Source organism: Pseudomonas sp. 13159349, assembly GCF_013305685.1.
Lineage (GTDB): Bacteria > Pseudomonadota > Gammaproteobacteria > Pseudomonadales > Pseudomonadaceae > Aquipseudomonas > Aquipseudomonas asiatica.
In genome coordinates, this window is the sequence record NZ_CP045553.1 from 3,689,433 (window position 1) to 3,701,927 (window position 12,495).

The following is a 12,495-nucleotide window of genomic DNA, read 5'->3' on the forward strand; positions in this document are numbered from 1 at the left end:
CCCTTTGCGGGAACCAGCAGCCATTGTCAGGTGGCTGCCGGTATTTGGCAAAGCGCCCCGTCAGAAGATGGAGAAGTTGTAGCTGACGATGACTCGTGTCTCGTCCATGTCACGCGCCCATTTTTCATAATTGCTGCGGTAAGTGGAATTACGCAGGCGCACGCTTACGTCCTTGAACGTGCCACTTTGCACCTGGTACTTGAACTCGGTGTCGCGTTCCCATTCTTTGCCTTCGGCCGTACTGCCCGGCACCTTGATATTGTCACCGTTGATGTAACGGGTGAAGAAGGTCAGGCCAGGCACGCCCAGGGCCTTGAAGTCATAGTCATAACGCACCTGCCAGGAACGCTCCTGGGCGGCGGCGAAGTCGTTGACCTGGGCATAGTTGACCAGGTACGGGTTGGTGCCATCCAGGTATGGCATGGCACTGTCGCCATACATGCGCTGCCAACCGGCACTGAGCTTGTGGCCACCCAGGCTGTAGCCGAGCATGCCGCTGAACGCGCGATGGTCGATTTCGCCGGCGCGGGCATTGCCGATGTCATCACTCTTGATCAAGCGCAGGTCTGCCGACAGGCTGCCCACCGCCAATGGCTGGCTGGCCACCAGGCCGAGGAAGTGCTGGCGGTAGATGTTCTCCAGCTTGGCCACCTGGTACTGGGCGCTGAAGCGTTCGTTGAAACGGTAATCGACACCAGCCAGGTCAAAGTGATCAGCCTCGATATCGCAGGCATAGCGCTTGTTCTTGCAATGCACGCGAATGTCCTGGCGGTCGGTGGAATCCCGTGCGGTGTACTTGTCCAGCCGGGCCAGGGTGAACTTCAGGTCGCGCACTTCTTCGGAAGTGAGCATGGCGCCATGGAACATGGTCGGCAGCAGGCGGCCATCGTTGTACTTGAGCAGCGGTACATCCGGCATCATCGAACCGTATTTAAGCACGGTACTGGAAACCTTGACCTTGGCCGCCAGGCCCATCTTCGCGTACTGGTCGGCCGAGTGGCGCGGGTCGTGACCGGAAGACGGCAACAGGCCGCTGTTACTGTCCGCCGGGCTGGAGTCAAGTTTGAAGCCGAACATGCCCAGCGCATCCACGCCAAAACCTACCGGGCCCTGGGTATAACCCGACTGCACATTGAGGATGAAACCTTGTGCCCATTCTTCGCGTTTGGACGCACCCTGGCTGGAACTGCTGTGGCCGTCACGAAAATCCCGGTTGAAATAGACATTGCGTGCTTCGACCTTTGCACTGCTGTCTTCAAGAAAACCGGCGGCCTGGGCATTGACGCCGGCACACAACAGGAACAAGCCGGCAACACGACGCCCGGGGGCGAGGGGGAAAGGGGCAAACATGGGAGAAAACATCCAGAATCAAGGCGAGTAAACAACCTGTGGCACGTGCTGGCCACGGTACTGCGAGGGGGCCGAACAATAGCCGGCCATCATCTGAAATTATCGCGCGAAGGCTCTGGCACGGGCCATTGGACCATGGTCTAAGCGCACCGCAAGGCAACCGCGAAAAAACCGGACAATACCGCGCGCAAAACTAGGAAAGTTCCCGGCTTACTTACAAAAAGTTTGCAGTTTACCCAGTACCCATGAATGACTACACTCGATATCAGCGAACAGCGGAACCCACCCGCGTGGCCGGCGTTTTTATTCTTCTTCAATGTTCGTCACGCCCTGCCACGACCGACGTACAGGAGTGATTACAGTGTCCAGACTTGCAGAGTTTCGTGCTGCCGAAAAAGCGCTCCAGGAACAGATGGCGCAACTGGAAGCGTTGAAAAAGGATGCCGGCCTCAAACGCGAAATCGAATTCGAGCAGAAACTAGTCGGCCTGATGAAAAGCTACGACAAGAGCCTGCGCGATATCATCGCCATCCTCGACCCGAAGGCAGTGGCCCGGGTTTCCAGTGCAGCACCCAAGCAACAGCGCCGCGCGCGCGTGGTGAAGGTTTACACCAATCCGCATACCGGCGAGCGAATCGAGACCAAAGGCGGCAACCACCGTGGGCTCAAGGCCTGGAAAGAACAATACGGCGCCGCCACGGTAGAAAGCTGGGTACGCTGATGAAACGTCCACACGCACTTCACACTTTTTTCACAAGGGCTGGCTCAGTATCGAGACAGCTAAAGGACTAGCGACCCCATCACGCGCCCGCACATGCGGGCCTCTAATTCCAGCGCCCTGCCTTGTGCAGGGCGCTTTCATTTGCGCAATCGGCACACTGCCGTATCATGGCCAGCCTGTCTGTTTTGCCGGTGCCCTGCGCCCGGCCCCGTCTCAGGAGTTCCCATGAGCCTGCACGATCTGCAAACCCTGCCTGGCGTCACCGCCCAACCGGATGCCGCCACCGCCCAGTTCGTCTTCAACCACACCATGCTGCGGGTCAAGGACATCGAGAAGTCCCTGGACTTCTACACCCGCGTGCTGGGCTTCCGCCTGGTGGACAAGCGCGACTTCCCCGAAGCTGCCTTCAGCCTGTACTTCCTGGCCCTGGTCGACCCGGCGCAGATCCCGGCCGATGACAACGAACGCCACCAGTGGATGAAGTCTATTCCGGGCGTGCTGGAACTGACCCACAACCACGGCACCGAAAACGATGCCAATTTCGCCTACCACAACGGCAACACCGACCCGCGCGGCTTTGGCCACATCTGCGTCTCGGTACCGGACGTACGCGCCGCCTGCGCACGCTTCGAGGCACTGGGTGTACCGTTCCAGAAACGCCTGCAGGACGGGCGCATGAACCACCTGGCCTTCGTCAAGGACCCGGACGGTTACTGGGTCGAAGTCATCCAGCCGACCGAACTCAAAGGCTGAGCATTCATCGCTGTTCGCTCGTCGGGCCGGGAACTCCCGGCCCTTTGCTGTGGTATATGAAGGTAACTGCTTCACATGCCACAGCGAGGTAAGGACGATGCAATCTCTTCACTGTGAATATCGCAAGCACACCATCACCGCCAGCGTGATGCCCCACCCCGATTCCCCCCTGCCCTATGCCGCCGGGTGCCTGATTACCGACCCCGACGGGCACACCAGCAGGCGCATGTCGATGCCGATGAAGTTCTTCTCCGACCTCGAGAATGCACAGCATGTATCGCTGGCCCATGGCCGGGCACTGGTCGACCAGCAGCTGGATGAGGGGCACAAGGTATTTTGACCTTGTTTATGCCTGTTCCGGCCTCTTCGCGGGCTTGCCCGCTCCCACAGGTACTGCACAGATTTCAGATCCTGTGAGGTCCCTGTGGGAGCGGGCAAGCCCGCGAAAGGGCCGGCACAGGAGTAATCAGATATCCCGGGCGTACGCCACCGCCGCCTCCACCTGCGCCAGGGTGGGTCGCACCCCGGTGTAAAGCACGAACTGCTCCAGCGCCTGCAGCGCAATCACCTCCAGCCCGGTGATCACCGGCTTATCCAACGCCCGCGCCCGTCGGATCAACGGAGTGCTCTCCGGCATCGCCACAACATCGAACACCCGCGCCGCCGCGGCGATGGCGTTCTCGGAAAACGCCAGCTCCTCGGCCTCGGGCCCGCCCGCCATGCCGATCGGCGTCACGTTCACCAGCATGGGTGGGCACAGATCGCCCAGCTCCGCCACCCAGCGATAACCACACACATCCGCCAGCTGCCGCCCCGCCTGCTCGTTGCGCGCAACGATGATGCCTTCGGCGAACCCGGCATCGCGCAAGGCACTGGCTACCGCCTTGGCCATGCCGCCACTGCCGCGCAGGGCAAACGCCGTGGACGGGTCGACCTTGTGCTGCGCCAGCAATTGGCGAACGGCCAGGTAATCGGTGTTGTAGGCCTTCAGGTGGCCATTGGTATTGACCAGGGTATTGACCGACTCGATGGCCGCAGCCGATGGGTCGATCTCGTCGACCAGGGCCATGCAGGCCTCCTTGTACGGCATCGATACCCCGCAACCGCGGATGCCCAAAGCGCGAATGCCCGCCACCGCCGCCGGCAGGTCATCGGTGCGCATGGCCTTGTAGTAGAAGTCCAGGCCCAGCTGCTGGTAAAGGTGGTTGTGGAACCGTACACCGAAGGTGCCGGGGCGGCCGGCCAGGGAGATGCACAGCACGGTGTCTCTGCTTGGAGTTGCCGACATAACCTGCTCCTTTGTCATAACTGAAACGTTTGTTCAGCGTAACAGAGGTAACCGCTGGTCGTCCCTTACACAACCTTTACCGTTCCCCCGTGCTCAGCTGACGAAGAGTGGAGTCATAGTAATAGGACCCCACACTTGGGGTGTCCTTGCGAGGGTTTCTTCATGAACCGTCACATTCCCGGAATCGCCCTGCTGGTCGGTGCCCTGGCCATCAGCGCGCCCGCTGTCGCCCACGGCGGCCATGGCCATGGCGGTTGGTATGGCCCCGGCCCGCTGCTGGGTGCGGCTGTGGTTGGCGCCGTGGTCGGGGCGACGGTTTATGGCGGGCGTGACCGTACCGTGTACGTCGAGCGCCAGCCGGTCTACTACGGGCCTCCGCCGGTGTACATGCAACCACCGCCACCGCCGGTGTACTACCAGCCGTACTACGTGCCAGCACCACCGCCCCCGGGCTACCGCACCTACTACGGCCCGCCACCGGTGTATTACGGCCCGCCGCGCTGGTAAATGTTGATGGAACCAATGACCACTATCGAGGAAGTTAATTTCAAACCGCACCGGCTGCTGCGTAAGGTAGGGCCATGTTTACAGGAGGTCCACATGGCCACTATCCAGATCATGTCCGTTGTTGGCAGTGCCGTCCCCGCTTCGCTGCGTGAGCAGGGCCTGCTCGCATGCTGGTACCTGGTGCGCAACGGCGAAGCCGTAAGCGGCCCGATGCCGACCCGCGCCTCGGCCCAGGCCCTGGTCGAACAGTTGCAACCAGGCACTTTGGTCGCCTGACCCGTATTTGTTGTGCGTTGCTCCCTACGCCCTTCTGGCCCGCCTACCTGGCGGGTCTTTTTTTGCCTGGGCGTTACGCCTGCACCTCCCCACTGCAGGCTATGAACATTGCCAACAACGCGGCCAACTGGTGCTCACGCTGACCGTAGCCCGCGCCAGGCAAGCTGGCCCAGATAGGCGCGGCCTTGGCGATCGCCTGGGCAATGCGGCCAGCCTTGATCAGTGCCAGTGCGCCGCACTCGCTCAGCAACTTGATTGCCGCCAGGTCCTGGGCCTCAGGGGTAAAGCGGCCATTGAAGCCATAGGTGCTCACGATGGCATCCCAGGTACCGGCCAGAATCTGGTACCGCCCAGCCGCAGAACTGTGGATGCCGTAGCTGGGCAACCACACCTTCTGCTTCGGGTGCCCGCTGTAGTCATTGAACAGTTGGCCGCCTACCAGGACGTTGTAGCCATCGTCGCTGGCAGCGATGGTCGAGGTACCTTCGGACCAGGCCAGCATGTCCAGGAACGCGAGCACGTTCGCACCGCCGACAGCGGCAGAATCCAATCGAGCCATGTTGTCTCCATACAGAAGAAGCCCATACGCATGGGCGTGAACAGAATTTGTCTTGCGGGCCGCCTCACTCACCCTGCTTCCCGCGCAGGCGGGCGACGCCCTCGCCCTGGACGGTGACCTGCCGGGGAGGATGGCCGCCCCGAATGGTCAGCGCTTCGATCTTGCCTTCCAGGCGCCCTACAGTGATCACCAGTTCATTGCGTTCCTTTGCAAACTGATCGGCCCTGGCCTGCGCTTCCCTTCGGGCATCACGCTCGATATCGAGCAACTCGTTCAGGCGCCGGACCACGCCAATATCAGCGTTGTCCATGGCACGGTCAGCCGCATCCCTGGACAGCCACTTGCGCAGCCAGAGGAATGCACCCAGCAACACGGTGCCTGTTCCGCCCAGCCAGGTGATGGTGCCTGGGCCGAGGTCAGTCGGATCCATGAAAACCTCATTACCAATGGTGATGTCGTAAGCCTGGAGAACAGCTTCTCGGTGGCTTTCCTTGCTTGCATATTTAATTTAGCCTACGGCTAATATCATGACAAGGGAAATTTAGCCTTGAGCATATTTAGCAGCAAGCTAAACACTGGCATGCTTCGCCCCATGGACATCTACGAAATTCGCAAGCACAACCTGGTCAAGCTGATCGGCAACCAGAGAAAGGGATCCTGCGCGGAGCGCTGGGGGATGGCGCCTGCACACCTGAGCCAGATCCTTTCGGACAAGACAGCGAAGAACCTGGGCGATGACGTGGCCCGCCGAATCGAGGGCATCGAAGGCTTGCCGCGGGGGTGGTTCGACGCGATGGCAGTGGGCGACCAGACGCAGGCGCCGGCCGAGGCGGGTGACAGCAAGCTTTCCGCAGCTGACCTGGTCAAGCAGATGCTTGCCAGAAGCGGCAGAGGCATCCCCGAAGAAACCCGGCAAAGGCTGCTGGCCGCCGCCGAGGAGCCGGCAGATTCGACACTGGTGGCCGCTGAACCTGCTCGGCCAGGCCTGGTGGGCGACGAAGTGTGGATTGCCCACTACGACGTCCGCGCAGCCATGGGTGGCGGGCAGATCCCCCACGACTACCCCGAGATGTTCAAGGATGTTCGCGTCAGCCCAAGCCACCTGCGCGAGCTGGGCGTGGAGTTCAGCGAGCACCACCACCTGAAGATGGTGACCGGTTGGGGCCAGTCGATGGAGCCGACCATCAAGCACCGCGACCCGCTGATCGTGGACGTCAGCATCCGCGAGTTCGTCGGCGATGGAATCTACTTCTTCTCCTGGGGCGACCACATCTACATCAAGCGGCTGCAAATTGCCGACGAAGAGCATTTCGAGATGATTTCCGACAACTCGCGACACAAGGACCGCATGATTCGCCGGGAAGAGACCTACATCCAGGCCAGGGTACTACTGGTGTGGAATGCGCACCTTGTGTAAGCCTCATTGATCTGGCAGGGCACTGTAGGAGCAGCCTGGTGCTGCGAAGAGGCCAGTACTGACAATGCATATCTGTTGCCTGTTCCGGCCTCTTCGCAGCACAAGGCTGCTCCTGCAAAGTGGGCATTTTCCGATGTTCAGAAAGGTGCCGCCTCCTCGGCCTGCTGCTCGCTGTCCTGCTCGACGATAAAGTCGTCGCGCTCCTCCACGCTGCCGCGCTCCCAACGTACCGTCACGCTCTCGTCGTCGTTGAAGGTCAGTTCCAACTCGGGCGTCTCGGCCAGCAGGCCCATCACCTCCTCCCACTCGGCATCACCGTCGGTATCCAGGCGATGCACCGTCACCCAGCGCTGCGTCTGCGCGAGCGGGTGGTTGATCATTGCTGACACGCGCAAGCTCAGCCGCTCCATTCCGGTCATTTCCTGGCGCTGATGGGGCGTCGACTTCAAGTGCTTAGACATATTCTTATCCTGATAGCTGTATATTCGTACAGTATTCAAGGGAAGCTTATCTCACCGCCAAATCAAGCGTAAAGCCCCGCTGCGGAAAATTTTCGCCAACAGGTAATTTGTCGCTCGGCGAAATAATTTTAGCCATAAGCTATTGACGATGATTTAGCGCAAGGCTAATTTTCACTCCAGCAGCCGCCACCGTGCTGCTGCGGCACCAACCGACATTTCCATTCAGGAGTTCCCCCCATGAGCGTAGATATCAGCAACCTCACCATCGCCGTTCCGGTGGCCGAATCGTCGATCAGCACCGTAGCGGTCGAACTCACCGGCAGCGAAGCGATTGCCCTGTACCCGAACTACGTGAAAGTGCTCAGCGATGGTTCGGTCCAGTTGTCTGCCCCCACCAAAGGCGCTTCGAGCAAAAGCACCCGCAGGACCCGCTGCGAGTGGTCGGAGCCGGAATACTGGACCCTGGGCGGCGCCTTGGATCACTGGAATCGCCAGGAAATGACACTGACCAAGGTCAACTGGGCGCAGAAGGTGGTCATCGCGCAGATGCACGTCTACGGGGACGACAGCCCGCCCGTGAAGGTGTTCTGGAAAAAGGGCGACATCACCCTGGGTTTTCGGCGGACCTACAACCAGACTGACCCGATCAACTCGACGGTGCTCAAGGGGGTACCGCTGGGGGCAAAGTTCGAGGTGAGCATCCATGCCACGTCGGCAGGCGTGGTTACCGTTACAGCCAAGTGCAACGGGATGACCGGATCGTCCGGCGATCTGCAGTTCGACAGCACCTGGGCTACACAGCTATTAGAGTTCCACGGCGGGGTCTACAACCAGGTGGACTACACCGATACCACGCCCGCCGATGACGGCTCGATCTGCATCATCAGCGACCTATCGTTGATCCATGCCTGAGCCCAGGCAACTGGCAAGACATCCCGATGCCCTGCATCCCAGCGCAGGTTGCATCGGGATGCCGATTGGCGTTGAGCCGCCCCCAAGCGCTACATACAAGCTAAGCTCCACCTTCGGGCGCTTTTTCGATGGCCCCGGCACCATGCATCTACATCGTCGCTCTCGCGATCCATACCACCTGGCCAGATTTGGCCTTGAAGAGGATGCACCCATGGCGACAATCGAGACTCAAGCTCTTGCGCAAGGTCTCTCGCAAGTAGAAAGCAGCTGGCAAAAGTATGTAATTTCCCAAAAAAATACTGAAGGCCTAAGCGGATCCGAACTCAAGGCTGCCCTGAAAGCTAGTGCGCAAGACTATAAAAGGTTTCAGAATCACAGCCAGCAATTTTATGCAGAGGTTCGCAAACGGGTGACTGATGCTGAAAAACTGGAACAAGACAAGCAACTCTACCCTCACTATTACACTTGACGGGTTGATTTGATTTTCTTGTGAACCCAGGTTAGCTCTCAGCATTTCCTGGTAGTGCCCAGCATATAGCCGGGCATTTCCTTATAGGTTTTGCCCCCTATCTCGAGGCGGTGACAGGGTCTGCAGCGGGAGCGACCTCATCGGCGACTCGACGCGCGCGGCCAACTCCCCAAGCAAGCGCTCGGGCCATAGACTCATTTGGCCGGGAGTCGAAGGCCTCTTCGTGGAGTGCCATGCCGGACCGCGCATAGATACCGATGAACACCTGCGTGCTGCCGGTGCGCGAAAGCCTCACCCGCACATCGATAAAAGTGCCGTCAACAAGGGTTTCCTCGTGAGATCGGTGGTGGAGCGTAGGGTCAGCCCAGGCCCAGTACACATCGCCGCGCACGCGCATACAGCCCTCCTGCAACCGTTTGGTGGATGGTCATTAATCCAAAAAATAGCCAAGACGAAGCGGTGATCAAGGCTGTCCAACAGGTTTGAAAGCCAACCCGACAATTGGCTGTTTGCTCCCAGAATTCCCCCCTCAATTCACTGCTGCGACATGGCGAACTGGCGAAACTGGAGACAAACGTAATTGGTACAGGATTAAATTTCGTTCACGTTGCGCCCTTTAGTCATAAGGCATTCGACAGCAAATCAGCCATACTCCAGAATGCAGCGGTTTTTTGGGGGAAAACCCTTGCACAGCCAACGACATACCAACTTTTAGTGAGCCTCAACGTGAAAACATCCCTGTCCATCCTCAGCCTGCTGCTGTTGCTCACAGGTACTGCGACCCTTCCGTCGACCGCTGCTGCACAACCCCCGGCCCAGGTTCAACGTGACCCATCCAAGCTGCACCTCGCCTCGGGCAGCGCCCTGCTGATAGACCTGAACACCAACCAGGAGCTGTATTCGAGCCACGCCGACCGCGTGGTGCCGATTGCCTCGGTGACCAAACTGATGACGGCGATGGTAGTGCTGGATGCCAAGCAGCCCATGGATGAAATGCTCACCATGACCATTGCCAACAACCCGGAAATGAAAGGCGTGTATTCGCGTGTGCGCCTAGGCAGCCAGCTCGACCGCCGCGAAACCTTGCTGATTACCCTGATGTCATCGGAAAACCGTGCGGCCAACACCCTGGCCAACCATTACCCTGGCGGCTACCCGGCGTTCATCAAGGCGATGAACGCCAAGGCCCGCAGCCTGGGCATGGCGCACACCCGCTACGTCGAGCCAACGGGCCTGTCGACGCAGAACGTGTCCACGGCCCGTGACCTGGCCAAGCTGCTGATGGCGTCGCGCAAGTACCCGATGCTGAGCGAGCTGTCGACCACCCGCGAGAAGACCGTGGCCTTCCGCAAGCCCAACTACACCCTGGGCTTCCGCAACACCGACCACCTGGTGAACAAGAGCAACTGGGACATCAAGCTGACCAAGACCGGCTTCACCAATGAAGCCGGGCACTGCCTGGTGCTGCTGACCCGCATGGACAACCGCCCGGTGGCCATGGTGATCCTCGACGCCTTTGGCAAGTACACCCACTTCGCCGATGCCAGCCGCATGCGTCAGTGGCTGGAAACCGGTGCTGCCAAGCCGGCGCCGGCGGTGGCCATGCAGTACAAGGCAGAGCGGCAGAACAAGGGGCGCCTGGCGGCCGAATGACCGCCGCCTGATGCTACCCGGCCCTTGTAGGAGCGGCCTTGTGTCGCGATGGGCTGCAACGCAGCCCCGACGATTTGTGCATTGATGCCAACATCCCGGGGCCGCTTCGCAGCCCATCGCGACACAAGGCCGCTCCTACAGGGGACCGTATCCGCTGTCAGGCCGTGGTGCTGACCATCCCGCCCGCGCTGCTGCCACCCGTTTTCTGTAGCGCTTCGAGCAACTGCGCGGTGGCCTGCAGGATTTCACCATTGATGGTGGCGATGCTCGCCTGCTTGGCGGACACAACTGCCAGCTTGGTGGTTTCGTCCATCTTCTGCGCCATCAACTGGGCCAGTTGCTTCTGTTCCTCGGCCAATTGCTTCTGCAGCTTCTTGATCATCTCGCGCAATTGCCTGATGTGCGCAGGCTCCGAACTTTCACTGCTGCCCTGGGCGCCTTGAGCCTGGCCGCCACCGTTCAATTTCGACGTGTCGGCCTGAGTGCCGGCCCCACTCTCTTCAGTCTTTTGCGCATCCTGGCTGTCGGCGACCTGGGTTGTGCTCACCGCCTGGGCCGTGGTGCTGATGCTGACTGCTGCAATACCTGTCATGTCTTTCTCCCTGCGTTGCAAATGGGTCCTTGGGTTGTTCTGCCTATCGGCCGACAGGCGCAGGCCTTTAGCCCCCTGCTGCAAGTGGCCGATCGGCCGCCAGTAAATTCCCCATCGTTTGGCTCGTTCCACCCAATGTACAAACGCAGGCGCCGGTCTCTCCCGGCGAGCGTCAACATTCGACCATTATGGAACCGCAGCCATGAGCCAGTCTGCAAAACCGGAAACCATCAAGGACCTGATCGGCGTGGGCTTCGGCCCTTCCAACCTGGCCCTGGCCATCGCCCTGGAAGAACTCGCCGAGTCCCACGGCCATGCCCTCGACGCGCTGTTCATCGACAAGCAGCAGGACTATCGCTGGCATGGCGAAACCCTGGCCACCCAGAGCGAGCTGCAGATCTCGTTCCTCAAGGACCTGGTGTCGCTGCGCAACCCCACCAGCCCCTACAGCTTCGTCAACTACCTGCACCAGAAGCAGCGCCTGGCCGACTTCATCAACCTCGGCACCTTCTACCCCTGCCGCCTCGAGTACAACGACTACCTGCGCTGGGCCGCCGAGCACTTCGCCACCCAGGCGGTATATGGCGAGGAAGTGCTGCGCATCGAGCCGGACGTGCAGGCGGGCCGAGTCGAGCACCTGCGCCTGGTCTCGCGCGACGCCCAAGGCCGCGAATATAGCCGCCGCACCCGTTCGGTAGTGGTCGGCAGCGGCGGTACGCCAAAAATCCCGGAAAAGTTCGGTGCCTTCAAGGACGACCCGCGGGTATTCCACCACTCCCAGTACCTGAGCAGCCTGAACAAGCTGCCATGCACCGCCGACAAGCCGATGCGCATTGCCGTGATCGGCTCGGGCCAGAGCGCCGCCGAGGCGTTCATCGACCTCAACGACAGCTATCCGTCGGTCAAGGTCGACATGATCCTGCGCGGTTCGGCGCTCAAACCCGCCGATGACAGCCCGTTCGTCAACGAGATCTTCTCGCCGGACTACACCGACCTGGTCTACAACGAACCGGCCGACCAGCGCAGCAAGCTGCTGGGCGAATACCACAACACCAACTATTCGGTGGTCGACCTCAACCTGATCGAACGCATCTACGGCATCCTCTACCGGCAGAAGGTCGCCCACCAGTACCGCCACAACGTGCTGTGCCGGCGCCAGGTCGAAGCCGTGGTGGCCACTCGCGAAGGCCTGGAGCTGACACTGCGCGACCTCGCCACCGGCCAGCAGCAGACCCACCGCTACGATGCGGTGATACTCGCCACCGGTTACGAGCGCCGCTCGCACCGTGACCTGCTGGCGCCCCTGGCCGGCTACCTGGACGATTTCAACGTCGACCGCAACTACCGCGTGCTGACCAGCCCCGACCTGCAGGCCTCGGTGTACCTGCAGGGCTTCTGCGAAAACAGCCACGGCCTGAGTGACACCCTGCTCTCGGTGCTGCCGGCGCGCGCTGCGGAAATTGGCCGCGCGCTGTACCAGGACCTGGCGCAGCTGTACGGCAAGCCGCAACCGGCAGTGGCTCTGACCCGCGCCTGA

General features: G+C 60.6%; 17 protein-coding genes. 10 read left to right on the plus strand and 7 right to left on the minus strand.

The features are described 5' to 3' along the window. Positions 1 to 60: 60 nt before the first annotated feature. Positions 61 to 1,350 (minus strand): OprD family porin, encoded by a 1,290-nt coding sequence (locus GEV38_RS17040; protein WP_015270809.1) that lies wholly within the window; start codon positions 1,348 to 1,350, stop codon positions 61 to 63. Between the two features lie 361 nt (positions 1,351 to 1,711). Between GEV38_RS17040 and GEV38_RS17045 the strand changes: the two genes are divergently transcribed. The 3 genes from GEV38_RS17045 (at position 1,712) to GEV38_RS17055 (ending at position 3,164) form a co-directional block, all read left to right on the plus strand. Continuing rightward, positions 1,712 to 2,071 (plus strand): histone-like nucleoid-structuring protein, MvaT/MvaU family, encoded by a 360-nt coding sequence (locus GEV38_RS17045; RefSeq protein WP_015270810.1) that lies wholly within the window; start codon positions 1,712 to 1,714, stop codon positions 2,069 to 2,071. Positions 2,072 to 2,296: 225 nt separating this feature from the next. After that, positions 2,297 to 2,824 (plus strand): lactoylglutathione lyase, encoded by a 528-nt coding sequence (gene gloA / locus GEV38_RS17050; protein WP_015270811.1) that lies wholly within the window; start codon positions 2,297 to 2,299, stop codon positions 2,822 to 2,824. Between the two features lie 97 nt (positions 2,825 to 2,921). Further along, positions 2,922 to 3,164, plus strand: a complete 243-nt coding sequence (locus GEV38_RS17055) for a hypothetical protein (RefSeq protein ID WP_013973119.1) — start codon at positions 2,922 to 2,924, stop codon at positions 3,162 to 3,164. A 126-nt stretch (positions 3,165 to 3,290) separates the two neighbouring features. Here GEV38_RS17055 and GEV38_RS17060 read toward each other — a convergent pair whose 3' ends face one another. After that, positions 3,291 to 4,112 carry a shikimate 5-dehydrogenase gene (locus GEV38_RS17060; RefSeq protein WP_015270812.1) on the minus strand — a complete coding sequence of 274 codons (822 nt, stop codon included), beginning with the start codon at positions 4,110 to 4,112 and terminating at the stop codon, positions 3,291 to 3,293. A 162-nt stretch (positions 4,113 to 4,274) separates the two neighbouring features. Here GEV38_RS17060 and GEV38_RS17065 point away from each other — a divergent pair, with 162 nt between their 5' ends. Both GEV38_RS17065 and GEV38_RS17070 read left to right on the plus strand, forming a co-directional pair. After that, a complete protein-coding gene (locus tag GEV38_RS17065; protein WP_015270813.1) occupies positions 4,275 to 4,619 on the plus strand; it encodes a hypothetical protein in 345 nt (114 codons plus the stop codon). Positions 4,620 to 4,712: 93 nt separating this feature from the next. Then, positions 4,713 to 4,895 (plus strand): hypothetical protein, encoded by a 183-nt coding sequence (locus GEV38_RS17070; RefSeq protein WP_014590513.1) that lies wholly within the window; start codon positions 4,713 to 4,715, stop codon positions 4,893 to 4,895. 73 nt (positions 4,896 to 4,968) lie between these two features. Here the strand turns inward: GEV38_RS17070 and GEV38_RS17075 are convergent, their stop codons facing one another. Continuing rightward, positions 4,969 to 5,454 carry a glycoside hydrolase family protein gene (locus GEV38_RS17075; RefSeq protein WP_015270814.1) on the minus strand — a complete coding sequence of 162 codons (486 nt, stop codon included), beginning with the start codon at positions 5,452 to 5,454 and terminating at the stop codon, positions 4,969 to 4,971. 64 nt (positions 5,455 to 5,518) lie between these two features. After that, on the minus strand, positions 5,519 to 5,884 hold the full coding sequence (locus GEV38_RS17080) for a hypothetical protein (RefSeq protein WP_015270815.1): 366 nt from the start codon (positions 5,882 to 5,884) through the stop codon (positions 5,519 to 5,521). A gap of 162 nt (positions 5,885 to 6,046) precedes the next feature. Between GEV38_RS17080 and GEV38_RS17085 the strand changes: the two genes are divergently transcribed. Further along, complete coding sequence (locus tag GEV38_RS17085) at positions 6,047 to 6,871, plus strand: S24 family peptidase (protein ID WP_015270816.1); 825 nt, start codon at positions 6,047 to 6,049, stop codon at positions 6,869 to 6,871. A gap of 137 nt (positions 6,872 to 7,008) precedes the next feature. Here the strand turns inward: GEV38_RS17085 and GEV38_RS17090 are convergent, their stop codons facing one another. Then, complete coding sequence (locus GEV38_RS17090) at positions 7,009 to 7,332, minus strand: DUF1654 domain-containing protein (protein WP_043935705.1); 324 nt, start codon at positions 7,330 to 7,332, stop codon at positions 7,009 to 7,011. A gap of 237 nt (positions 7,333 to 7,569) precedes the next feature. Here GEV38_RS17090 and GEV38_RS17095 point away from each other — a divergent pair, with 237 nt between their 5' ends. Together GEV38_RS17095 and GEV38_RS17100 are read left to right on the plus strand one after the other, a co-directional pair. Next, a complete protein-coding gene (locus tag GEV38_RS17095; RefSeq protein WP_015270817.1) occupies positions 7,570 to 8,244 on the plus strand; it encodes a polysaccharide lyase family 7 protein in 675 nt (224 codons plus the stop codon). Positions 8,245 to 8,455: 211 nt separating this feature from the next. Continuing rightward, positions 8,456 to 8,713, plus strand: a complete 258-nt coding sequence (locus GEV38_RS17100; RefSeq protein ID WP_015270818.1) for a hypothetical protein — start codon at positions 8,456 to 8,458, stop codon at positions 8,711 to 8,713. Positions 8,714 to 8,810: 97 nt separating this feature from the next. Here GEV38_RS17100 and GEV38_RS27780 read toward each other — a convergent pair whose 3' ends face one another. Further along, positions 8,811 to 9,110 (minus strand): hypothetical protein, encoded by a 300-nt coding sequence (locus tag GEV38_RS27780; RefSeq protein WP_015270819.1) that lies wholly within the window; start codon positions 9,108 to 9,110, stop codon positions 8,811 to 8,813. A gap of 329 nt (positions 9,111 to 9,439) precedes the next feature. Here GEV38_RS27780 and pbpG point away from each other — a divergent pair, with 329 nt between their 5' ends. Continuing rightward, positions 9,440 to 10,366: a D-alanyl-D-alanine endopeptidase gene (pbpG, locus tag GEV38_RS17105; protein ID WP_023662495.1), complete on the plus strand. Its 927-nt coding sequence runs from the start codon at positions 9,440 to 9,442 to the stop codon at positions 10,364 to 10,366. Positions 10,367 to 10,523: 157 nt separating this feature from the next. Here pbpG and GEV38_RS17110 read toward each other — a convergent pair whose 3' ends face one another. Beyond that, on the minus strand, positions 10,524 to 10,958 hold the full coding sequence (locus GEV38_RS17110) for a hypothetical protein (protein WP_054572072.1): 435 nt from the start codon (positions 10,956 to 10,958) through the stop codon (positions 10,524 to 10,526). Positions 10,959 to 11,160: 202 nt separating this feature from the next. Between GEV38_RS17110 and GEV38_RS17115 the strand changes: the two genes are divergently transcribed. After that, positions 11,161 to 12,495, plus strand: a complete 1,335-nt coding sequence (locus GEV38_RS17115) for a lysine N(6)-hydroxylase/L-ornithine N(5)-oxygenase family protein (RefSeq protein ID WP_054572073.1) — start codon at positions 11,161 to 11,163, stop codon at positions 12,493 to 12,495.

Bases quoted from the DNA above. Each gene is read 5' to 3' on its own strand.
- GEV38_RS17060 (WP_015270812.1), bottom strand. From the start codon at position 4,112: ATGTCGGCAACTCCAAGCAGAGACACCGTGCTGTGCATCTCCCTGGCC.
- GEV38_RS17100 (WP_015270818.1), top strand. From the start codon at position 8,456: ATGGCGACAATCGAGACTCAAGCTCTTGCGCAAGGTCTCTCGCAAGTA.
- GEV38_RS17110 (WP_054572072.1), bottom strand. From the start codon at position 10,958: ATGACAGGTATTGCAGCAGTCAGCATCAGCACCACGGCCCAGGCGGTG.
- gloA (WP_015270811.1), top strand. From the start codon at position 2,297: ATGAGCCTGCACGATCTGCAAACCCTGCCTGGCGTCACCGCCCAACCG.
- GEV38_RS17070 (WP_014590513.1), top strand. From the start codon at position 4,713: ATGGCCACTATCCAGATCATGTCCGTTGTTGGCAGTGCCGTCCCCGCT.
- GEV38_RS17065 (WP_015270813.1), top strand. From the start codon at position 4,275: ATGAACCGTCACATTCCCGGAATCGCCCTGCTGGTCGGTGCCCTGGCC.
- GEV38_RS17115 (WP_054572073.1), top strand. From the start codon at position 11,161: ATGAGCCAGTCTGCAAAACCGGAAACCATCAAGGACCTGATCGGCGTG.
- GEV38_RS17040 (WP_015270809.1), bottom strand. From the start codon at position 1,350: ATGTTTGCCCCTTTCCCCCTCGCCCCCGGGCGTCGTGTTGCCGGCTTG.
- GEV38_RS17055 (WP_013973119.1), top strand. From the start codon at position 2,922: ATGCAATCTCTTCACTGTGAATATCGCAAGCACACCATCACCGCCAGC.
- GEV38_RS17080 (WP_015270815.1), bottom strand. From the start codon at position 5,884: ATGGATCCGACTGACCTCGGCCCAGGCACCATCACCTGGCTGGGCGGA.
- GEV38_RS17090 (WP_043935705.1), bottom strand. From the start codon at position 7,332: ATGTCTAAGCACTTGAAGTCGACGCCCCATCAGCGCCAGGAAATGACC.
- GEV38_RS27780 (WP_015270819.1), bottom strand. From the start codon at position 9,110: ATGCGCGTGCGCGGCGATGTGTACTGGGCCTGGGCTGACCCTACGCTC.
- GEV38_RS17095 (WP_015270817.1), top strand. From the start codon at position 7,570: ATGAGCGTAGATATCAGCAACCTCACCATCGCCGTTCCGGTGGCCGAA.
- GEV38_RS17085 (WP_015270816.1), top strand. From the start codon at position 6,047: ATGGACATCTACGAAATTCGCAAGCACAACCTGGTCAAGCTGATCGGC.
- GEV38_RS17075 (WP_015270814.1), bottom strand. From the start codon at position 5,454: ATGGCTCGATTGGATTCTGCCGCTGTCGGCGGTGCGAACGTGCTCGCG.